Source organism: Parashewanella sp. 2210YD4-3, from assembly GCF_056591735.1.
Window position 1 is genome coordinate 18,613 of the sequence record NZ_JBWQOG010000006.1, and the last position, 22,775, is coordinate 41,387.

Annotated in this window: 16 protein-coding genes; 9 read left to right on the forward strand and 7 right to left on the reverse strand. The window is 42.9% G+C overall.

All coding sequences use genetic code 11. The features are described from left to right. Positions 1–15 precede the first annotated feature (15 nt). From aceE to lpdA, 3 genes are all read left to right on the forward strand, one after another. Entirely contained in the window at positions 16–2,679 is a 2,664-nt protein-coding gene (gene aceE, locus AC1EU0_RS10430) for a pyruvate dehydrogenase (acetyl-transferring), homodimeric type (RefSeq protein WP_480302341.1), read from the forward strand. Positions 2,680–2,692: 13 nt separating this feature from the next. After that, complete coding sequence (gene aceF, locus AC1EU0_RS10435; RefSeq protein WP_480302342.1) at positions 2,693–4,351, forward strand: pyruvate dehydrogenase complex dihydrolipoyllysine-residue acetyltransferase; 1,659 nt, start codon at positions 2,693–2,695, stop codon at positions 4,349–4,351. Positions 4,352–4,492: 141 nt separating this feature from the next. Continuing rightward, positions 4,493–5,914, forward strand: a complete 1,422-nt coding sequence (lpdA, locus tag AC1EU0_RS10440; protein ID WP_480302343.1) for a dihydrolipoyl dehydrogenase — start codon at positions 4,493–4,495, stop codon at positions 5,912–5,914. A gap of 136 nt (positions 5,915–6,050) precedes the next feature. Here lpdA and AC1EU0_RS10445 read toward each other — a convergent pair whose 3' ends face one another. The 3 genes from AC1EU0_RS10445 to AC1EU0_RS10455 form a co-directional block, all read right to left on the reverse strand. After that, complete coding sequence (locus tag AC1EU0_RS10445; protein WP_480302344.1) at positions 6,051–8,663, reverse strand: ankyrin repeat domain-containing protein; 2,613 nt, start codon at positions 8,661–8,663, stop codon at positions 6,051–6,053. 151 nt (positions 8,664–8,814) lie between these two features. Next, positions 8,815–9,918, reverse strand: coding sequence for an outer membrane-stress sensor serine endopeptidase DegS (gene degS, locus AC1EU0_RS10450; RefSeq protein WP_480302345.1), 1,104 nt, complete (start codon positions 9,916–9,918; stop codon positions 8,815–8,817). A gap of 136 nt (positions 9,919–10,054) precedes the next feature. Further along, positions 10,055–11,413, reverse strand: a complete 1,359-nt coding sequence (locus tag AC1EU0_RS10455) for a DegQ family serine endoprotease (protein WP_480302346.1) — start codon at positions 11,411–11,413, stop codon at positions 10,055–10,057. Between the two features lie 352 nt (positions 11,414–11,765). Between AC1EU0_RS10455 and zapE the strand changes: the two genes are divergently transcribed. Beyond that, on the forward strand, positions 11,766–12,875 hold the full coding sequence (zapE, locus tag AC1EU0_RS10460) for a cell division protein ZapE (protein WP_480302347.1): 1,110 nt from the start codon (positions 11,766–11,768) through the stop codon (positions 12,873–12,875). A 30-nt stretch (positions 12,876–12,905) separates the two neighbouring features. Here the strand turns inward: zapE and AC1EU0_RS10465 are convergent, their stop codons facing one another. Then, positions 12,906–13,895, reverse strand: a complete 990-nt coding sequence (locus AC1EU0_RS10465; RefSeq protein WP_480302348.1) for a hypothetical protein — start codon at positions 13,893–13,895, stop codon at positions 12,906–12,908. A gap of 351 nt (positions 13,896–14,246) precedes the next feature. Here AC1EU0_RS10465 and rplM point away from each other — a divergent pair, with 351 nt between their 5' ends. Further along, positions 14,247–14,675 carry a 50S ribosomal protein L13 gene (gene rplM / locus AC1EU0_RS10470; RefSeq protein ID WP_480302349.1) on the forward strand — a complete coding sequence of 143 codons (429 nt, stop codon included), beginning with the start codon at positions 14,247–14,249 and terminating at the stop codon, positions 14,673–14,675. Positions 14,676–14,689: 14 nt separating this feature from the next. Beyond that, positions 14,690–15,082, forward strand: coding sequence for a 30S ribosomal protein S9 (rpsI, locus tag AC1EU0_RS10475; protein ID WP_480302350.1), 393 nt, complete (start codon positions 14,690–14,692; stop codon positions 15,080–15,082). A gap of 555 nt (positions 15,083–15,637) precedes the next feature. Here the strand turns inward: rpsI and acnB are convergent. Further along, positions 15,638–18,235 (reverse strand): bifunctional aconitate hydratase 2/2-methylisocitrate dehydratase, encoded by a 2,598-nt coding sequence (acnB, locus tag AC1EU0_RS10480; RefSeq protein WP_480302351.1) that lies wholly within the window; start codon positions 18,233–18,235, stop codon positions 15,638–15,640. A 248-nt stretch (positions 18,236–18,483) separates the two neighbouring features. On the opposite strand from acnB, the gene hxpB reads away from it, so the two are divergent. After that, a complete protein-coding gene (hxpB, locus tag AC1EU0_RS10485) occupies positions 18,484–19,140 on the forward strand; it encodes a hexitol phosphatase HxpB (protein ID WP_480302352.1) in 657 nt (218 codons plus the stop codon). A gap of 40 nt (positions 19,141–19,180) precedes the next feature. Here hxpB and AC1EU0_RS10490 read toward each other — a convergent pair whose 3' ends face one another. Continuing rightward, complete coding sequence (locus tag AC1EU0_RS10490) at positions 19,181–20,089, reverse strand: hypothetical protein (RefSeq protein WP_480302353.1); 909 nt, start codon at positions 20,087–20,089, stop codon at positions 19,181–19,183. A 240-nt stretch (positions 20,090–20,329) separates the two neighbouring features. On the opposite strand from AC1EU0_RS10490, the gene AC1EU0_RS10495 reads away from it, so the two are divergent. After that, positions 20,330–20,470 carry a hypothetical protein gene (locus tag AC1EU0_RS10495; protein ID WP_480302354.1) on the forward strand — a complete coding sequence of 47 codons (141 nt, stop codon included), beginning with the start codon at positions 20,330–20,332 and terminating at the stop codon, positions 20,468–20,470. Here the strand turns inward: AC1EU0_RS10495 and AC1EU0_RS10500 are convergent. Beyond that, the gene (locus AC1EU0_RS10500) at positions 20,448–21,389 is read right to left on the reverse strand and encodes a hypothetical protein (protein ID WP_480302355.1); all 942 of its coding nucleotides are present in this window, start codon (positions 21,387–21,389) and stop codon (positions 20,448–20,450) included. The genes AC1EU0_RS10495 and AC1EU0_RS10500 overlap by 23 nt on opposite strands. A 242-nt stretch (positions 21,390–21,631) precedes the next feature. Here AC1EU0_RS10500 and AC1EU0_RS10505 point away from each other — a divergent pair, with 242 nt between their 5' ends. Beyond that, positions 21,632–22,750, forward strand: coding sequence for a hypothetical protein (locus tag AC1EU0_RS10505; RefSeq protein ID WP_480302356.1), 1,119 nt, complete (start codon positions 21,632–21,634; stop codon positions 22,748–22,750). Positions 22,751–22,775: the final 25 nt, after the last annotated feature.

Consider the following 22,775-nt stretch of genomic DNA (forward strand, 5'->3'; position numbering starts at 1 on the left):
AAGAAGGACAGTGTCATGTCTGAAGATTTACTACAAGACGTAGATCCATTAGAAACTCAGGAATGGCTTGAAGCCATGCAAGCGGTATTGGAACAAGAAGGTCCTGAACGTGCGCATTACTTACTAGAAAAAATGATCGACAAGGCGCGTCGTAACGGAACTTATCTGCCTTATAAGTCTACAACCGCTTACTTAAATACTATCCCTGCGGGCCAAGAGCCACAGATGCCGGGTAACCAAGAAATGGAACACCGCATTCGCGCGTTAGTACGTTGGAATGCCTTGGCAATGGTATTGCGTGGGTCGGCAAAAGATCTAGAGCTTGGTGGTCACATTTCAAGTTTCGCATCCAGTGCTACTATCTATGATGTGTGCTTTAACCACTTCTTCCGTGGTCCAAATGAAAAAGACGGCGGTGACTTAGTTTACTTCCAAGGTCACATCGCTCCGGGGATCTATTCTCGTTCTTTCCTTGAAGGTCGTTTAACTGAAGATCAGCTAGCCAACTTCCGTCAAGAAGTGGATGGTGAAGGTCTATCTTCATACCCACATCCAAAATTAATGGGTGATTACTGGCAGTTCCCAACGGTATCTATGGGTCTTGGTCCTATCCAAGCCATTTACCAAGCACGCTTCCTTAAATATCTGACTGACCGTGGTATCAAAGATTGTTCAGAGCAAACCGTATACTGCTTCTTAGGTGACGGTGAGTGTGATGAGCCAGAAGCATTAGGTGCGATTGGTTTAGCGGCACGTGAAGAGCTTGATAATCTAGTCTTCATCATCAACTGTAACTTACAGCGTCTAGATGGTCCTGTTCGTGGTAACGGTAAGATCATTCAAGAGCTTGAAGGCACCTTCGCGGGCGCTGGCTGGCAAGTGGTTAAGCTGATTTGGGGTCGTTATTGGGATCCACTGTTAGCGTCTGACACCAGCGGTAAGCTGCTGCAGTTAATGGAAGAAACCGTGGACGGTGAATACCAAAACTGTAAGGCTAAAGGTGGCGCGTATACTCGTGAACACTTCTTTGGTAAGTACCCAGAAACTGCTGCTATGGTAGCGAACATGTCTGATGATGACATCTGGCGTCTAAACCGTGGTGGTCATGATCCTGTTAAGATTTACGCTGCTCTTGATAAAGCCAAAAAGACCAAAGGTCGCCCAACGGTTATTCTAGCGAAAACCGTTAAAGGTTATGGTCTAGGTGATGCGGGTGAAGGTAAAAACATCGCTCATAACGTGAAAAAGATGGCGGTTGATTCTATTCGTGAATTCCGTGATCGCTTCAACATCCCAGTACCAGATGACAAGCTAGAAGAAATTCCATTTTATCACCCAGGTATGGACTCACCTGAAGTGAAGTACATGCTTGAGCGTCGTCAAACGCTACACGGTTTTGTACCGCAGCGTTTAGAGAAATTCTCTGAAGAGATGCAAGTACCTGCACTGAGCACCTTTGATAATGTACTGAAAGGCTCAAACGGTCGTGAAATTTCATCGACGATGGCATTCGGTCGTATTCTGACTTCACTGCTAAAAGACAAGCAAATTGGTAAGAACATCGTTCCTATCATTCCTGATGAAGCGCGTACTTTCGGTATGGAAGGTCTATTCCGTCAGGTAGGTATCTACGCTCACGAAGGTCAAAAGTACGTTCCACAAGATAAAGATCAAGTGGCTTACTATCGTGAAGACAAGAAAGGTCAGGTACTCCAAGAAGGTATTAACGAGCTAGGTGCAATGTCATCTTGGGTTTCAGCGGCCACCAGTTACTCGGTGAACGACAAGCCAATGATCCCATTCTACATCTACTACTCAATGTTCGGTTTCCAACGTATTGGTGACTTAGCGTGGGCAGCGGGTGACATGAAAGCCCGTGGTTTCCTAGTGGGTGGAACTTCAGGTCGTACAACGCTTAACGGCGAAGGTTTACAGCACCAAGATGGTCACAGCCACATTTTGGCAAATACCATCCCGAACTGTGTGACTTACGATCCTACTTACGGTTATGAGATTGCCGTTATCGTTCAAGACGGTATCCGTCGTATGTACGGTGAGCAAGAAGACATCTTCTATTACCTAACCACCATGAACGAAAACTACGTTCAGCCTGCGATGCCAGAAGGCGCGGAAGAAGGCATCAAGAAAGGTATCTACAAGCTAGAGACGCTTGAAGGTTCTGGTAAAGGTAAAGTACAGCTTATGGGCTCAGGTACTATCCTTGAGCAAGTTCGCAACGCGGCTGAAGCCTTATCGAAAGATTTCGGTATCACGACTGACGTATTCTCAGTCACCAGCTTCAACGAGCTAACTCGTGATGGTCAAGACGTTGAACGTTACAACATGCTTAACCCAACAGCTACGCCGAAGAAGCCTTACATCTGCGAAGTGATTTCAGCAGACAGCCCTGCAATTGCGGCTACTGACTACATGAAGATCTACGGTGAGCAACTGCGTAACTACATGCCAACCGACTATAAAGTGCTAGGTACTGATGGTTTCGGTCGCTCTGACAGCCGTGCTAACTTGCGCCACCACTTCGAAGTGGACGCTAAGTTCATCGTAGTAGCTGCACTGAAGAGCCTTGTTGACCGTGGCGAACTACCAGTAAACGTATTGACTGACACCATCAAGCAATACGGTATCGATACTGACAAAGTTAACCCACAACACGCATAAGAGGAATTAAGACATGGCTGAGTTAAAAGACGTTCTTGTTCCTGATATCGGTGGGGACGAAGTACAAGTTATTGAAATTTGTGGCGCTATCGGTGACAGCTTAGGTGAAGATGATGCGATCCTAACCGTTGAAAGCGATAAAGCGACCATGGACATTCCTGCGCCATTTGCGGGTGTGTTAAAAGAGCTTAAAGTCGCTGTGGGTGACACCATCTCTGAAGGTGCACTTATTGCTAAGCTTGAGTCAGGTGATGCGCAAGCAGCACCGGCTCCAGCCGCTGAAGCGCCAGCACCCGTTGCTGAAGCACCTAAAGCTGAAGCTGCGCCTGCTCCTGTTGTTGAAACGGCGCCTGCTGCCCCAGCGGCATCTGAAGTGATCAACGTAACCGTACCAGACATTGGTGGCGACACTGACGTTCCAGTGATTGAAATTCTGGTTAGCGTTGGTGACCAAATTGACGTTGATGCAGGTCTTGTGACCCTTGAGACTGACAAAGCTACTATGGACGTACCATCGCCAAAAGCGGGTATCGTTAAGTCGGTTGAGCTTAAAGAAGGTGACAAGGTATCGGAAGGTACGTTAGTGATCACGCTTGAGACACAAGGTGAAGCACCAGCTGTTGCGTCTGCGCCGAACGTTGAAGCGCCAAAAGCGGTTGAAGCACCAAAAGCAGCTGCGCCTGCACCAGCGGCACAACCTCCAGTACCTCATCACCCAAGTGCTAAAGCACCTGCGGTAAGCGGTAAAGTGGTTCATGCATCACCAGCCGTTCGTCGTCTTGCACGTGAGTTTGGTGTTGATTTAACTCAAGTGACAGGTACCGGTCGTAAAGGTCGTATCGTTAAAGAAGACGTACAAGCTTACGTGAAATACGAGCTGTCTCGTCCTAAAGCGACCGCTGCACCAAGTGCTGGTGGCGAAGGTGGTTTGCACGTGATTGCTGCACCTAAGGTTGATTTTGCGAAATTTGGTGAAGTGGAAGAAGTGCCGTTAAGCCGGATTCAAAAGATCTCTGGTCCAAACTTGCACCGCAACTGGGTAACCATCCCACACGTGACGCAGTTTGACGAAGCCGACATCACTGAACTTGAAGCCTTCCGTAAGCAGCAAAACGAACTGTTAGCGAAGCAAAAGCTTGGCGTTAAGATCACTCCGCTTGTATTTATGATGAAAGCGGCCGCGAATGCACTACTGCAATTCCCTGTGTTTAACTCAAGTTTAAGCCCAGATGGTGAGTCGCTGATCAAGAAGAAATACGTTCACATTGGTATTGCCGTTGATACGCCAAACGGTCTTGTAGTTCCGGTTATCCGTGACGTTGACCAAAAAGGTGTACTTGAGCTGTCTAAAGAGTTGACGGAAGTGTCTGTTAAAGCGCGTGATGGCAAGCTAAAAGCCGCTGACATGCAAGGCAGCTGCTTCACTATCTCAAGCTTAGGCGGTATTGGTGGTACGGCGTTTACCCCAATCGTGAACTACCCAGATGTAGCGATTCTTGGTGTATCTAAGTCGGAAATGAAACCGAAGTGGAACGGCAAAGACTTTGAACCTCGTCTGATGTTGCCACTGTCATTATCTTACGATCACCGTGTAATTGATGGTGCCATGGCCGCACGCTTTGCGGTAACACTATCCGGTGTATTGTCAGATATACGTAAGTTAGTTCTGTAATTGAAAAAAAGGCTGCCTAAATGGCGGCCTTTTTGTTGGTATTAATCACATTCCCACGCTAAAATGCGAGCTATCGTGATGTTACTTTTTGAAAGAGTGGCATCGTCCCTACGGGAATGAATGATAATAATTGAGGAAGACATGAGCGAAATCAAAACTCAGGTTGTCGTATTAGGAGCTGGCCCTGCTGGTTATTCTGCGGCATTCCGCGCAGCGGATTTAGGTTTAGAAACCGTGATCGTTGAACGTTACAACACACTTGGTGGTGTTTGCCTTAACGTAGGTTGTATCCCTTCAAAAGCGCTACTTCACGTTGCTAAAGTGATTGAAGAAGCGAAGATGGTAAGCAATCACGGCGTGGTATTTGGTGAGCCACAAATCGATCTTGATAAGCTACGCAGCTACAAGGAAGAAGTGATCGGCAAGTTAACTGGCGGTCTAGGCGGCATGTCTAAGATGCGTAAAGTTAAAGTCGTTAACGGTCTGGGTAAATTTACTGGTCCAAACAGCATCGAAGTTGAAGGCGAAGACGGTAAAACCGTTGTGAATTTTGACAATGCGATCATTGCGGCAGGTTCACGTCCTATTCAATTACCATTCATTCCACATGAAGACCCACGTATTTGGGATTCTACTGATGCGTTAGAGCTGAAAGAAGTACCTGAAAAGCTGCTTATTATGGGTGGTGGTATTATTGGCCTAGAAATGGGTACTGTGTACTCTGCATTAGGCAGTCAAATTGATGTGGTTGAAATGCTTGACCAAGTGATCCCAGCGGCTGATAAAGACGTTGCTAAAGTCTTCACTAAGCAAATCAAGAAAGATTTCAACTTGATGCTAGAAACTAAAGTGACCAAAGTTGAAGCTAAAGATGATGGCATTTACGTAACAATGGAAGGCAAAAAAGCGCCGGCTGAGCCTGTTCGTTACGATGCTGTTCTTGTTGCCATTGGTCGTACGCCAAATGGTAAGTTACTTGATGCTGATAAAGCGGGCGTGAACATCGATGAGCGTGGTTTCATCAATGTAGACAAGCAACTGCGTACCAACGTACCTAACATTTTCGCGATTGGTGACATTGTTGGTCAACCAATGTTGGCGCATAAAGGTGTGCATGAGGGTCACGTAGCGGCTGAAGTTATCTCTGGCATGAAGCACTACTTCGATCCTAAAGTGATCCCTTCCATTGCTTACACGGCTCCAGAAGTTGCATGGGTTGGTCTAACCGAGAAAGAAGCGAAAGAGCAAGGTGTTAACTTTGAAACCGCAACGTTCCCTTGGGCTGCAAGTGGCCGTGCTATTGCATCTGATTGTTCAGAAGGTATGACTAAGCTTATCTTTGATAAAGAGACTCACCGCGTGATTGGTGGTGCTATCGTTGGTGTTAACGGTGGTGAACTACTGGGCGAAATCGGTCTTGCTATTGAGATGGGCTGTGATGCAGAAGACATCGCTTTGACGATTCACGCTCACCCAACGCTGCATGAGTCAGTGGGTCTAGCGGCTGAAATCTATGAAGGTTCAATTACTGATTTGCCAAACCCAAAGGCAAAGAAAAAGTAATTTGAAGCTGTCTTGATAAGCATTTAAAGCCTCGATCTCGGTCGGGGTTTTTTTATGGCTTATTAGGGGGAAATTTAACAACATTCATTACTTCAGCTTTCTTCATCGTTTGTGATATATGTGTTATTAAATGTTGTTATAGTTCTTGTTCATCTTGTCCTAATAAATAAAATGACTCTAAAATCCCTTCTTTTAATTCAATCTGATGAGCGATTTGTGATAATCCCATACTCCGAGCAATGTCCAAGGGCGTTTTGCGTTTCCACCATGCCGGAGGTGCATCATACAGCTTCCATTTCGGCCACTTCGTAAGCACAGCCTTTACCGTTGCTAATGATTTAGATCTGACGGCTAAATGAAGAATATTTTCCCCATTGTCATCGACCTCAAAGATATCTGGATCATGCTTTAATAGACATTGAACCATTAATGAACGGCCTTTTTTAATGGCATAGAAAAGCGGTTTATCGAACTGTATGCGTAACCTAAGTAGATCTGGATATTGGGACAATAGCATATCGCAGATGATGGGAGCATGCTGTTTGCTAGAGTCAATAATCGTTTGGAGTATGCTTTTATGAGAGACCGTTGTTATTGTTAGCAACGAATCAAAAAGGTCTTTTTCGGTGTTCTTGAAAATGAGATTAACAGCATCGATTCTTCCATACTGACAGGCTTTAAATAATGCTTCAGCCAGTACATGATGAGAGGGATTGAAATCTAAAATGGCTTCAATTGCGGGTATATTGTTGGCGGATACCGCGTGTAATAACAATTGATTTCGAGCATAAATACCAATGTGGTTGATTTTCCTCTCAGATGCTTGCATTAACCAATATGAAATCGCGTCTTTATTATGAGTTGGGCTTTGTTCGGCTTCAGCAATAATACCTAACATTTGTTGTTGTTGAGGGCTTGTATAACTTAGGCAAAATAGCTTTAGCGTATGCTCTTTAACGCTGGAACTCGGGATCAATTCCGTAAATGGCAATGACAATAGATATTTCAGTATGTGAGGTTGATTGTATTTTATTGCTCGAATGGTAAGTGGAAATGAAACCAGTTGCTTTAAGTTGACGCTAATATTGTTCTGCAAGTTAACATTATAAGTGTTGAATAAGAATATGAGTGACTCTAAGCTCCCAGCCATCACCGCCGTTCTATATGGGGAGCCAGTTGTTTTTACAAGCAAGATCTCTTTGTCATCATTGCTTTGATAATGAGTAAATATTTTTTCCAGTACTTTTACTTTGTTCAGCTCGCAGGCTAACTGGATGGGATCAGTAACTTTTTCTCCCGATTTTGATGATGCAGGAAAATATTCTTGGTAGCACGAAAGAAATCGCTCCGTTAAAAGAAGCTTATCAATAAGGTCGTATAGCTCATTTTTACAGGCCTGATTAAACAAAAAAAAGAATTGGTGGGTAGTGAGGTGCTGCGCTGATAGCATCCAGCCGGGTAAGTATGTGGCTATATGTGAGTGACAGATCCTTGCATCATAGTCGATGGATTTAAGCTTATGTTGCTGTATAAGGCATTTGGCTTGTAATTTAGTCGGAAGATGGGGAAATGCTAGAGTAAGTTGCTGAAAATTAGCTTCTTGTTTTATCCATCGGCTAATCGCTTGATAATTTTGTTTTTCTTCCAAAAACCTTCCGCATTCACAAATCATGGGAGCCAGATGCTGAGGGACCGACTCAATACTGAAGCGAGACAAAAATTGTAAGTGGTCCATAAAGTCATTGGTATTGTTCGCGCAATCTTTATAAATCAATAGTCTAAGAATGGGGTGAGCTTGATGTAATGGAAGATGAACTAAATCAGTTAAAAGAAGACTATTCGACTCAGGCCTATCATTGGTAATGTTAAAAGTGAGAAAATTGTGGGTGGTGACATGCATGGCGCATTGTTGGCTACCGTGTGATTTTGATGAAAGTACGGTTATATCTGAAGACGGCTTTTTAGGTAGATTAAATACATCGAATATCCATTTGACCTTATCATTTCTTGGTTTGGCAAGAGTTAATGTGGATGCGAAGTATAATTCACACCAAAACGCGGTTAAGGTTAAATCAAGTGCTTGGGTTTCTGCGAGGGACAGTCTTAGAGTGGTGTTCTTTGTCTTACTGATGCCGATCACAATTTGTAATTGTGCTTTTATAGCATCATTAATTTCATGTCTAGTACAAAAATTGTTTACTTGGGTACTAATAAACGAATGCAGTTCTTTTGTCGCTTTTGCTTTTGCGGCTCGAAGCAAGCAAAGGCTGGGGTAGGCAAATAACGATTTTCCTAGGGCGGGAGTTTTCATTATTGGTGATGGCAATTTCTTGATTGCCAACCGTCTTGTGGCTTCATCAATGTCGGGGTCAGCCAATAATTGTGTTAATTCTGAGACTTGTTGAGTGATGGATCCGAAAAAGATGTCCCCGTCATCAAGCGTTGACTGTTGATGAATCATGATATTGGCGAACTGAACAAACAGTACGGCGTGATAGCCGATGTCTAAGTGTGATAGCTGTTCACGGTACGGGTGGGCTAAGCTATCGATATCAGGTGCATGTAAATCATGAATGTCAGGTGGGGAAAAGCCTTCGATTTCTGGAAAAGTAAAATAGCCCAGCCTTTCACATAGCGCTCTGAATGCCTTCACTTCAGTTGTGGTTTGGAACTCAATGCCATTCGTTGGTTGTGATTGGGTTGGGAGGTAGCTTTCTTCTGCTTTAGGCGGACAAAAAGCGGGATTCATTAGTATCATTAGCTGGGAGCTATAAAGTGCTTTTAGCTAAATATAATGTGAAGCCGCTATCGAAGATAGCGACTCGGATTAATCTTTGATTAACATTAATTGTGAAAGCCAAATGCTAATCGTTGGATCCGCATTTGGCTGATGATATAAGTTACTCGCCTACTGGTTGCTGCTTTTCAATAATATCTGAGGTAATGGTTAAGATACGTCCGTTTCTGATCAGAGTGATCTTTGCTTTAGAGCCAGGCTTACTTTCAGCAATTAAATCTTTAAGGCTCCACAATCCATTCATTCCCGCTGGAATATCGTGGCCATCGAATTGAGTGATAACATCGTATTTTTGTAATCCGGCCTTTTCAGCAGGTGAGTTGTCATCAATTTGTGTGACAAGCACACCGTTAAAGCTTGGAAGCTTCAGAATTTGTACGGCCTTGGCATTTACCGCATCACCACCAAAACCTATCGCACCACGGATGACTCGGCCATTTTCGATTAATTTTTCCATAATGCTATATGCGAGTCGAATTGGAATAGCGAAATTGATGCCATGGCCGTTCTCGCCGGCCACTTGAAAGGCAGCAGTATTGATACCGATTAAATTTCCTTTGGTATCAATGAGGGCACCGCCTGAATTACCAGCATTAATGGCGGCATCCGTTTGTAGGAAATCTTGAAAGTTAGAACTTAAGCCATTTCGGCCTGTGGCGCTGATGATCCCTTGGGTGATGGTTTGGCCAATATTGTATGGGTTACCTATTGCTAATGCGATGTCACCGACTTGGGCGATATGATGAAGATCGACAGACGCCGTGGGCAGTTCAGTGGCATTAATACGCAGTACCGCTAAATCGGTTTCTGGATCCATACCAATAATTTCTGCATTAAATTGACGACCATCTTGCAAAACGGCATAAATTTCATCGGCTTTTTTGATCACATGATAATTGGTGAGGATGTAACCTTTTTTGTTCATGATCACACCAGAACCTAGCCCTTGTAAGCTCTGGCGTGAAGTTAATGCATTAATGCCATTAGAACGAGAGGGGACAAAGTTAATGTTATAGATATTAACAACAGCTGGTGCCGCTTGTCTGACCGCTGGGGCAAAAGAAAGAGGAGCATCGCTATGTTTACCCCACTGATTAAAATCTAATAGTTTTCCTGAATTGGCGTTTAACAATAAGAAAATCACAGCCATAAACAAACCTAAAACAATGGCTTTGGCAATGTATATTGCAATGTTTTTTACAAGCATGGAAAACCTAATGAGAAGCTTAATTAGCGAGAAATAGTAACAAAGAACACGGCGGTTGCAAAATAGACAAGAAATTGATCTAACAAATAAAAAGGGAAGCTGAGCTTCCCTTAAACAAGTTAGGTAAATGTTTTTCTTAGCGCAGTACTAAGAATAGGTAAGCATCTCCACGACGAACCTTAAGCGCTACCGCTCCCTGCTTATCTTTAAGTGCCTTACGTAGGGCATTTAAATTGCGAATTTTATTGCGGTTGATCCCTACAATCACATCGCCTTTTTGCAGATCACTCATTGCCGCAGGTGAATTTGGCGCAACGTCAGTAATTTCAACGCCACCTTTACCGTCTTTAAGCGCTGCACCAGCCAACATTGGATGCAATTCAGCAGCCCCTTTTTCGGCAACTTGGCTGGCTTCACCTAAAGTGACATTCAGCGTTTTCTTTTCACCATCGCGTATGATGCCGAGTTTGACTTTTGCACCCGCGCCTAAGCTAGCGATCCTTGCCGCAAGCTCAGTGAAAGAGCGAATGTTTTTACCATTAATGCTGACAATGATGTCGCCAGCTTTCATTCCGGCTTTCGCCGCAGCACTATCAGGGGTTACTTCACCAACAAAGCCACCATGTTTAGTATCAAGTCCAAAGCCTTTGGCTAGCTCTGGGCTTAAATCGCGTCCTGATACACCAAGTACGCCACGGCGAACTTCACCATGCTCGATAATTTGATTGGCTAGGTTACGAACCATGTTGATTGGGATCGCAAAACCAATTCCCACGTTACCACCACTGGGTGCAACAATGGCGGTGTTGATGCCAATCAACTCTCCGCGGAGGTTAACAAGTGCACCACCTGAGTTACCACTGTTGATGGCTGCATCGGTTTGAATAAAGTTTTCTAGTTGCTCGATGCCTAAGCCGCTACGACCTAGAGCACTCACAATTCCAGAAGTAACGGTTTGACCTAGACCAAAAGGGTTACCAATGGCTACGGCGTAATCGCCCACATGAAGCTGATCTGAGTCTGCTACTTGAATCTGAGTCAGGTTTTTTGCTTTGATCTGTAGTAAAGCAACATCAGCATTGGCATCACTACCAATTAATTTGGCTGGAACTTCACGACCATCAATTAGACCTACGGTAATGTCGTCGGCATTATCAATCACGTGGTGATTGGTGATGATGTAGCCTTTTTGGGCGTCAATGATGACCCCTGAGCCTAGACCTCTAAAAGGGCGTTTTTGTACTTGCTCTTGTGGTGCATTAGGGCCAAAGAAAAAACGAAACATATCAGGTACACGCTGTTTCGACACTTGAACGCCAGAAACATTTACAGAGACTACCGCAGGGGTGACTTTTTGTAGCATGGGTGCCAAGCTCGGCATGGCTTCACCGTCTTGCACTTGAGGTGCGGGGATCCCTGCCTGAGAAACAACGGGAGTTAATGATAAAGCTGCGCCTAGAAGGGCAGCAGAAAGTAGAGAATGTTTCATCTTCATCTATTTTGCTCCAAATACATACGTCAGTGAGGGTTTTGAACAACACTCATCAAAAGGAAAGGACTAAGCACTTTTGAATCTGTTAATACAAAATCCGACTATTCTGCACAATCAAAGTTCACAAATAATTAAAAAACATTAATTTTTTGATGATTAAAACAGCAGTTTGCTTCCAATAGTTATAATGGTGAATGAAAAAAATTCAAGTTAGCGTAGTGCTAAAGCGGATTGAATTGCAAAATATTATATCTTGATGAAAGGTCTTAAAAAGCATCCTATTCTGCTACTTTTTATACCATACGCCCCGTGCTAGACTTGCGCGGTTTTACAGCAAATTTAGGTGCAGTATTCGGTGACTCAATTAACTCCTTTACAACATTACCAACAAGATTTAACCCGAGATGGTTTTTCACATGATCCCGCGCAAGAGCAAGCGGTTCGAGCTTTGCAACGTGTTTATGATGATTTATTAGTGGCAGAGCAGCCAAATAGCCTGTGGCAGAATATTGGTAAGTTATTTGGGCGTTCAGTCACCAATAAGGTTAAAGGGTTATACCTTTGGGGAGGCGTTGGCCGCGGTAAAACTTATTTAATGGATACCTTTTTTGATGCTTTGCCGTTTGAGCAGAAGTTAAGGGCGCATTTTCACCGCTTTATGCATCAAGTCCATCGCGATCTAGATACTTTAAAAGGAACACAAGATCCCTTGTTGGTCATTGCTGATCAAATGGCTGAGCAATATCGAGTGATTTGCTTTGATGAATTTTTTGTGTCGGACATCACTGATGCCATGATATTGGGTACCTTGTTTCAAGCGCTTTTTCAAAGAGATGTTGTGCTGGTGGCCACTTCTAACATCATTCCTGATGATTTGTATAAGAATGGTTTACAGCGAGCGCGTTTTTTACCTGCTATTGCAGAGCTGAATGCCAATTGCCAAGTATTGAATGTTGACTCCGGTATTGATTATCGCCTTCGCACCCTAGAGCAGGCAGAAATTTATCATTACCCACTGGATGAGCAAGCGGAAACCAATTTGGCGCAATATTTTGCAAGCTTAAATCAAAACAGTGAAGTAACAACTGCTGCTATTGAAATCGAATCACGTGAAATCGCTATCCGTCAGCAAGCTAATGGAATGCTATTGGCCGATTTTATGGCTTTATGTGATGGCCCGCGAAGTCAGCGCGACTATATGGAGTTAGCTCGTTGCTATCACACTGTGATGATCAGTGGTGTAAAGCAAATGGGATTGCAGCAAACCGGTGATGATATCGCGCGTCGATTCTTAGCATTAGTGGATGAGTTTTATGAACGTCATGTTAAGTTGATCATTTCGGCTGAAGTGGCGCTTGAAGATATTTATACCGATGGTCTTTTGAGTTTTGAATTCCGCCGCTGTCGTTCTCGTTTGATTGAAATGCAATCCCATGATTACCTAGCGTTAGAACATTTACCCTAGCTCTCAAGTTTATGATGGCTTTGGTTTTACCTATTTTGAGGTAAGCTCAGAATATTGTTTTCTAACTAATGATGCTTTAGGTAACTCCCCTATTTGATGGCACTGATTCCAAGGCGCTTCTGTATACGAAGATACTCTAGACTGCTGGCTACCAGTTGGTCTAGGTCGAGGGCGTACGATAGAAGCGCAGCCAGAATCAGATAATTCTACTAGCTTTCCTTCAGCAACCTGCCTATATCTGTTTCCTTTTAACGTTGATGGAAAAGAAGGAGGTGGCGGCGGTAAAGTCATAGGATTATCATCATTATTAGTTAGCTTCTTTTCCTCAGAGTCGTCTATATCAATCAATATTTCCTCTGTTTTAAAGTGAATTAAGTCTTTTTCTGAATTGTTGTCATCACTTTTAGGTGTCGAATGAGTATCTATGATGCTATCCGTCATTGTTGGAGCAAGCTTCGGAAAGTAATCTAATAACACTTTTATTTCTTCTAATGAAAAAGCATAGTTAGTTAAGCACTTTTTTAAATCTGTAAGCTCAGATAAACGACCTTGTAAATATAGGGTGAGCTGTGAATGATCCATGGTTGAAATGTAATTCACGAGTTTTTGTGGACGAGGGGCGAGTGTGCATAATACATCTATCATTTCTGTTTGTAGGTCATGCATGTCTTCATTTGACCAATCTGGCTTTATTGACAAATCCGAGATGTGGCTAATTACACTATTTTTCATTAAAAACAGCACAATATAACAGCCGTGCAATCTGTCATTTGCCTCTACGGAATAATCTTGCTGTTTGAATGAGGCGATGAGAGTCATGGAAGAAGGCTTTTGATGAAAAGATTCCCATTGAGCTTGAGATGCTGAGCACGCTCTGTTCATTTGATCTGCTGGTATCTGATATTGCTCGAAAATGGATGAAAAGGCATTTAAGCACAAGTTCTTCTTGTTTACATACTTGGAGACAACAGCATAGGCTACATTAGGTAAGATAGGTTTTGCCTCTAATGCTGTTGCCATGATTTTTGCCTTGAGTGTAATAAGTGGAGCTTAATAGTAAGTGTGAAATAGAGAATCAAAAATAACCGTTTCGACTAAGAAATAATGTCTGTATCAATTGAAAGCAATGTTCGACTTTTAAACGACTAATTTCTGTTGGTCTGGATATGAAGTTCATAATGTAAAAAATAGATGATTTTTAATCCAATTATCTGTATAATCTGCCGCCTGCCCACGTTACTCTGCACGTAAGGTGCAGATTTTGATAGTCATTTCGTTTGCTCGAAGGGGCAAGTGAAGGTAAATTTTACGTTACTTATCCGGTGATAGGTAATTTGTAAACAACGTATTTAACTTTGGGTTTTTGTAATAATGAAGACTTTTACTGCTAAGCCAGAAACTGTAACTCGTGACTGGTATGTTGTTGACGCTGAAGGTAAAACTTTAGGTCGCATCGCAACTGAAATCGCTGCTCGCCTACGTGGTAAGCACAAGCCAGAATATACTCCTCACGTTGACACCGGTGATTACATCGTTGTTATCAACGCTGAAAAAGTAACCGTAACTGGTAACAAAGCGAAAGGCAAAACATACTACTCGCATTCAGGCTTCCCAGGCGGAATTAAGCAAATCAGCTTTGAAAAGCTGCAAGCTCACAAGCCAGAAATGATCATCGAGAAAGCAGTTAAGGGTATGTTACCAAAAGGTCCTTTGGGCCGCGCTATGTTCCGTAAACTTAAAGTTTACACAGGCGCAGAACATAACCACGCTGCACAACAACCTCAAGTTCTTGATATCTAAACGGGATTAAGCAAATGGCTGCAACTCAGTACTACGGCACTGGCCGTCGCAAAACTTCAACCGCTCGTGTATTCGCGAAAACTGGTAGCGGTTCTATCGTAGTGAATAAGCGTCCATTGGACGAGTATTTCGGTCGTGAAACGGCTCGCATGGTAGTTCGTCAACCACTAGAATTGGTTGAGATGCTAGAAAAGCTAGACCTAAACATCACTGTTAAAGGTGGTGGTACAACTGGTCAAGCTGGTGCAATCCGTCACGGTATTACTCGTGCATTGATGCAACTTGATGAAGCTCTACGTCCTACTCTACGTGCTGCTGGTTTCGTAACCCGTGATGCTCGTGAAGTTGAACGTAAGAAAGTTGGCTTCCGTAAAGCACGTCGTAAGAGACAATTCTCTAAGCGTTAATTTTCTACTCGGTATCGAGAACAAGAAAAGCAACGTTTCGACGCTTTACCAAAAAACCCAGCCTTGGCTGGGTTTTTTTATGGGCGTTAGGAAGTGGAAACTTTCCTCTAGCTAGGAAAATTTTCATGACGAGAAAGATCTTTCGTCGCTCCAGCGAAGGCAGGAAACGAAGTAACGACCGCTTTGTATGTCGGTAGCCTAGCATCTTTTAAACTGACAGCTACTGGGTACCAGTTTTCGCACTGGCGAATCCCCATTTTTTGATAAAAAGTGAGGATAAGAAAACGCTGAAACGCTGCAAGCCCATCCATGGGCGCTTGGCCTCGGCATCCATGCCTCGGACATTCAGCTTATTGCTTACCCTCTCCCTTGTATATTCAATCACTTGAAATTTTTTGGGAGCCCTCAGTGCTTTCGCAGATACGACGATTAATCCTTTAAATGAACTGTATTGCATGACGGCAGTGTTTAGCAACTATGCATGAGTTATCACTTTTCTCAAGCCAAAAAAAATCCTCCCGAAGGAGGATTTAATCAGTTCAATCAGAGTTCAAATTAAACCGCTGATTGGAAGATCACTTCTCCCGCTTTCTTAGTGTAACTTTCGATTTGGTCGAAGTTTAAGTAACGGTAAGTATCGGCTGCAGTCGCATCAATTTCTTTCGCGTACTCTTGATACTCAGCTGGCGATGGCAGACGACCTAGAATAGCCGCTACTGCTGCGAGTTCAGCTGAAGCTAGGTAAACGTTTGCGCCTGTACCTAGACGGTTAGGGAAGTTACGAGTCGAAGTCGATACTACGGTAGACTGCTCTGCAACACGTGCTTGGTTACCCATACACAGTGAACACCCAGGAGTTTCGATACGCGCACCTACACGACCAAAGATGCCGTAGTAACCTTCTTCAGTTAGTTGGTCACGGTCCATCTTAGTTGGTGGAGCAACCCATAGGCGAGTTGGTAGTGCTGTTGCGAACTTATCTAGCATCTTACCCGTTGCGCGGAAGTGACCGATGTTAGTCATGCAAGAACCAACGAATACTTCGTCGATCTTAGTTTCAGCCACTTCTGATAGTAATACCGCATCATCAGGATCGTTTGGCGCACAAAGAATTGGCTCTTTGATTTCGTTCAAGTCGATTTCGATGATTTCAGCGTATTCCGCATCGCTATCTGCTTCCATTAGCTCTGGGTTGGCTAACCACTCTTCCATCGCTTTGATACGACGCTCGATGGTACGACGGTCGCCGTAACCTTCAGAGATCATCCACTTAAGCATCACGATGTTTGAGTTCAAGTACTCAATGATTGGCTCTTTATCTAGCTTGATAGTACAACCTGCGGCACTACGCTCAGCCGATGCATCTGAAAGTTCGAACGCTTGCTCAACTTTAAGGTGCTCAAGACCTTCAATCTCTAGAACGCGGCCAGAGAAGGCATTGATCTTACCTGCTTTCTCAACCGTCAATAGACCCATTTGGATCGCTTTGTGTGGGATTGCGTGTACCAAGTCACGTAGGGTGATCCCCGGCTGCATTTCACCTTTAAAGCGAACCAAGATAGACTCAGGCATATCCAGTGGCATAACGCCAGTTGCTGCTGCGAACGCAACCAGACCAGAACCTGCTGGGAATGAAATACCTAATGGGAAACGAGTATGCGAGTCACCACCAGTACCTACAGTATCAGGTAGAAGCATACGGTTTAGCCAAGAGTGAATTACACCGTCACCTGGACGCAGTGATACACCGCCGCGGTTCATGATGAAATCAGGTAGAGTGTGGTGAGTGTTCACGTCAACTGGCTTAGGATACGCCGAAGTATGACAGAAAGACTGCATGGTGAGGTCGGCACTGAAACCAAGACACGCTAGGTCTTTAAGTTCATCACGAGTCATAGGACCTGTAGTGTCTTGAGAACCAACAGAGGTCATCTTAGGTTCACAGTACTGACCTGGGCGAACACCGGTTACACCGCATGCTTTACCAACCATTTTCTGTGCAAGGGTATAGCCCTTACCAGTATCAGCCACATCTTGAGGACGAACGAATACGTCAGAAGCTTCAAGGCCTAGGGTTTCACGAGCGCGATCGGTTAGACCACGACCAATGATTAATGGAATACGGCCGCCTGCGCGAACTTCGTCCATCAATACGTCAGTTTTAAGTGTGAATTCAGAAATGACTTCATCGCTGTCATGACGACGAACTTTACCTTCATATGGATAAACGTCAATCACATCATCCATGTGCATTTTACTTACGTCTAGCTCGACAGGTAAAGCGCCTGCATCTTCCATAGTGTTGAAGAAGATAGGTGCAATCTTACCACCGAAGCAGAAACCGCCAGCACGCTTGTTTGGTACGTTAGGGATATCATCACCCATGAACCAAAGTACTGAGTTAGTCGCAGACTTACGAGAAGAACCCGTACCTACTACGTCACCAACGTAAACCAGTGGGAAGCCACCTTCTTTCATGGCTTCAATCTTTTTGATTGGGCCAATGACACCTGCTTCATCAGGCTCAATACCTTCGCGGGCATTTTTTAGCATGGCTAATGCGTGCAGTGGAATGTCAGGGCGAGACCAAGCATCTGGCGCTGGAGATAAGTCATCAGTGTTGGTTTCACCTAACACTTTGAATACGCGCAGGCTGATTTTTTCAGCTAGCTTAGGCTTAGAGGTGAACCATTCAGCATTCGCCCAAGATTCAACCACTTGCTTAGCGAAAGCATTACCGGCTTCCATTTTCTCTACCACATCGTGGTAAGCATCAAACATCAGCAAGGTGTGAGAAAGTGCTTTAACCGCCAATGGTGCTAACGCTTCATTGTCTAGTTGAGCAATCAATGGCTCAATGTTATAACCACCTTGCATGGTGCCAAGCAATTTAACCGCATGCTCAGAAGAAATAAGTGGAGAAGTGGCTTCGCCTTTGGCTAGTGCATCTAAGAAACCCGCTTTTACATAGGCGGCTTCATCTACACCAGGTGGTATGCGGTTTTCAAACAGATCAAGAATGATTTCTTCTTCACCTGCTGGTGGATTTTTTAGTAATTCGATTAAATCAGCGACTTGTTGAGCGTCAAGGGGTTTTGGTACAACTCCTTCTGCTGCACGCTCTTCAACGTGTTTGCGATAAGCTTCTAGCACGGCAACATTCCTCTATTGATTGCACTATTAAAGTGCTTGGACAACAGTATGGCTTGAATTACGTCTGCATAAACAACAGAGAATAAGCTCAAGTACTGCTTTTATTTTTTGGGGGGATATTATACACCAGCTTTAAAAAAGTATGAATCAAGTCACATAATTATTGGACAATCTTAACGCTAAATTAACCGAATTTTTGTCAATAAATCGTTATACTTGCGCTGAATTTTAGATTTTTGAGTAAGCAAATGTCATTGAATGAAGCACAAGCTGTTATTTTTGATATGGATGGTGTATTAATTAATTCTGAGCCGGTATGGCAACAGGCAGAATTAGAGGTATTACCGAAATACGGTGTGCCACTTACTTATGAAGATACGTTAATGACCACGGGAATGAGAGTCGATCTATTGGTCGATTATTGGCATCAACGTTATCCGTGGACGAAGTATGATAATAATCAAGTAAGTCAGCAATTAGTCACAGCTGTGGTTGATTTTATTCACCGTGACGGTCAGCCGATGAATGGCGTATTAGAGGCTCTTAATTTTTGTCAGCAGCAAGGGTTTAAGATTGGCTTAGCGACATCATCGCCTATGGTATTGGTGGATGCTGTGCTAGATACCCTGAATATTCGCCATTATTTTGAAGCCATTGAATCCGCTGAAAAATTGGAATATGGCAAACCTCACCCTGAAGTGTATTTAAATTGTGCGAGTGAGTTGGGCGTTGACCCAAGTCGATGTGTAGCGATTGAGGATTCCTTTAATGGATTGATTGCGGCAAGAGCGGCATCAATGCAAACCATTGCGATTCCGGCTCCCGAGTTTCAGGAACAAGAACGCTGGGTTATTGCACATACACAACTGAAAGATCTCACACAATTATCCGCAGTATTTAAGTGACATTAAGTACTCATGCAAATGTAATCGAATAATGTTGGTATTATACAGTGGGTTTGAATGCGGCTTGATTATATTGACATAAGATAAGGCCACCTTCTCGGTATTGGCCTGCTAAAAAAATCAGATCTTTATCTTGAATATCTAAAGGACGGTTTAGATTGCTTTCTATTGTTGCTTCATCAATCTTTACTTCACCTTTAGGAGTTCGCAGTAAACCTTTAGATAATACGCCCTTTGGGGCTGCATTTTCGAATAACACGAATTTTATGGTTTGTCGTTTAGGGTCTTCCACTGTGACGCAACGGGCTGAATTCGAGGCTTTTTCAAACTCGAGGTTTAGGGCTCTAGCTTGTCTCTCGGCTTCGATAAGATCGGTTTTTGATAACATTAATTGTTGTAAGCTGAATTGTACGGCTTTTAAATAAGCGATCTCGTCGGATTTACTCGCTTTGTCTAACTGTTGTTGAATGTGTTGTAACCTGAGTTGAAGAGTGTCATCTGGCTCGATGGATTCATCTCGATAAATGCCAGCGAATTCTTGAGTACCCATTGTGACTTCAACCACGGATGTCGTGTGCATCGGAATGGCTTTCCGGAAGATAACAGGCTGTGTATTTTTGCCTTTAGGAATAAAGGAATAATTGCGATATGTACGACCAGCATCTAAAACAGACTTATGAGTGAAATAGTTATGATCTTGACTGCACATGGCATTGAGTCGCCATTCAGCATTATCCAGCTCTGCAAAGTCAGTCGAGGTATAAAGGGTATGTAAATATTCTGCAGCTTTGGCTTTATTGGTACCACATATGGTATCCATAATTTTATTTGTGATGCCGCTGTATGTTTTAGCAACTTCTTGTTTTGAAAGAGACTTAATAGTATCAATTTCTTTTTGCGAAAATGAACGATGTAATATCGTACTACTAGATAATTGAATACCTGACATAACCTCTCCTTGGTCAACAATTCTATGTATAAGATAGCAAAAATAATACAAAGCGCTCGGCTGAGTGTGTTTAAGTAATGAGTCGTCGCTTTATAAACATTAGTTTTTAACTAACGGCATGATAATTAACTGACTGTTAATTTTAATGATTTACATAGTGTTACCTTCGGTGTCTTATATTCGATCCTTGCGCCCCTAATTTAGATGAGAGAAGCATTAAAGATTCGTTTAATGGATTAATTGGCAAGAGCTACATCAATGCAAACCATTGCGATTCTGCCTAAAGAACAGCAGCTGCAAATTGGTTGGGGTGTGGCCCATAATCAACTTGAAGACTTAACTCATCTGGCATCAGTATTCATGGCCTCGACAGTTGAGTGATTTTTGCTCCCTTACCCTTTTCAAGAATGAGGCCACGTAAAGAGTCGTTATGAAACATTGGGTGATCAACGTGATCATTGACGGTTATTCGGCCGTCTTTGTGATGGTTTAGTCCAATTAATAATGTATCTTCTGAGGTTATTGCGTCAGGCAATAGTGCAAAATGACTTGCTTCAGGTTCTTCAATAACCACACAACGCATTCTTGAGCGATGTTCAGCTAATACTTGGTTTATTTGAATACTGGCGTGGATGGCTTGCTTATGGGTACAGTTTGGCTTGGTTAGCTGATTGAGCGCACTGTTTATTTCTGCCATATTCAAACTCGGCTCGGGTTGTGGTGGTTCACTAATATCTTCAGGCAACTCTTCCAATGCACGTCTACGCTCTCTTGTAGTCATCTGTTCTTGGTGTAAGGTATTATTTTCTTTTTCAAGTAATTGGTATGCCTGAAACCTTAGATCTGAAAGCTGTTGTAAATCATGAACTGGCCGCCATTCTGCTCTTCTAACGTCCTCCATTGTGGAGGAATCACTGATGTTAGGAACATCGAGCTGACGAATAGGGGTGGAATATCTTTTCCCTTTTTCTGAATGAAAGTAATAAGTATGTGTGCTTTCTTGAATTCCCACTTCCAGTTGTACGCTAAAAGGGTTGTGATTTGGGCCGCATAATTCATTAAGCTGGTTCATAGCATTATTGGTTTTCTCAGTGCTATCAGACAATAAAAGCTGTCTCAAAAGCAAAGCCACTTCTGTGGAATTGGTTCCACAAATAAAGTCCTTGAGCCTATTGAGTAACGAACTGAATTTTTTTTCAATTTGCTCGGGTGTCGATTCTTTGATTTGTTGTAATTCTGAATCAGAAAATGTACGAGTAATGGGTATTGTTCTCTGCCCTTGTATTGAGATTCCAGACATGTGCTTTAGCCTATTCATGAAACATAAAATAAATATAGACAAGAGTTGCTCGATTGGAGAATGATTCTTAAATTTTCAATAAAGATGCTGTAAATATAATCAATGGCTTAGGAGGTATGGGAAATATCTCATTCCAAAAATGGGTTTTTCAGAAAAGTATGGCCTTGACGGCTAACGTGTTAAGTTTTTGTTCAAGTTGTTATCGGTATAATCAAATATTGTTTTATTTGATGTGAAGTGAAATGTCTGTAGCTATGCCTGTAGAAGGGGCTCAAAAGACTACTTCTACTTTATTACCTTATCAGCCTTTAAGTTCATTTACTTTTTGGTGGACAGGACATTTTTGGCGATACACTCCTGTGCCTTTGAAGCCTTACCATTCAAGATGCCCTCATGATGAGCTACTTCCTTGTAAATATCGAAAAGTACAGAGTTTTCATGTATCGGGTGCATCTCAGCCAGCTGTATCTTCTGATGTAAATTGTTCAAAATACCCATTAAATAAGGTGGTAAAGATTCAAGCACTATATCGAGGGAGGTCCATACGACAAAAATTCTTGAGGCCAGTTCAATTACCTAAAGGCTGTGTATCACCGTTGTTTGCTCAATCGAATGACCCAAAAATCGAAAGCTTTAGATATATTGATATAGGGTCATCTTATGTTTATGTCTGTTGTGGTGGCGTAACAGTATTAGAACATCTAATGAACTGGGCTGCCTATAAAAAGATGCCCCTCATTTTTGTTGTCGATTTCAATCTCAAAATCAAGCACCTTTGGAACGAATTGAAAGCCATTTTGGCTCGTTCGGAGACTGCAAAGGATTTTATCGACTTTTTTAATCAACCGAACATAATTAAGACTTATCAACCTGATACATTTCAACAGAACTGCGATGAAGTCGGGATAAAACCTGAAAGTTATGACTTTATGCAGTTAGTTGATTTTTTTAGAAACATTACTGATGATGGAGATGCTGATAAATTTAACTACTTGAAAAAACTCGTTATCGAAAGGGTATTTTGCATCACCCAACATTGGGCAGATAAAGCGACGTTTAAGTTTATTAAAGAAGTCGCAAGTGTTAACCAGAGAAAAGTGTGTGTGTTGAGCTCAAATATTCCAGAATGTTGCCTACCGTTTCAAGATACATGGCAGCAAGTTAAGGAAAATATTCGATATCTAAAGCCTGCTCTGTTCATCGAAAGTGACGGGGGACGTTATACCGGAGTAACCAGTCGAGTTTACATTGAAAGAAATGGCTCCGAAGTAGAGAAGCTAGATACTTCCTGCGAAGAGTTAACAGATATGCAGTGGTCTAATAGAATGCAGAAATTCAAAAAGTTCTTTAGAAAAGAATAGCCGAGCAGAAGTGTTCCACTCGGCT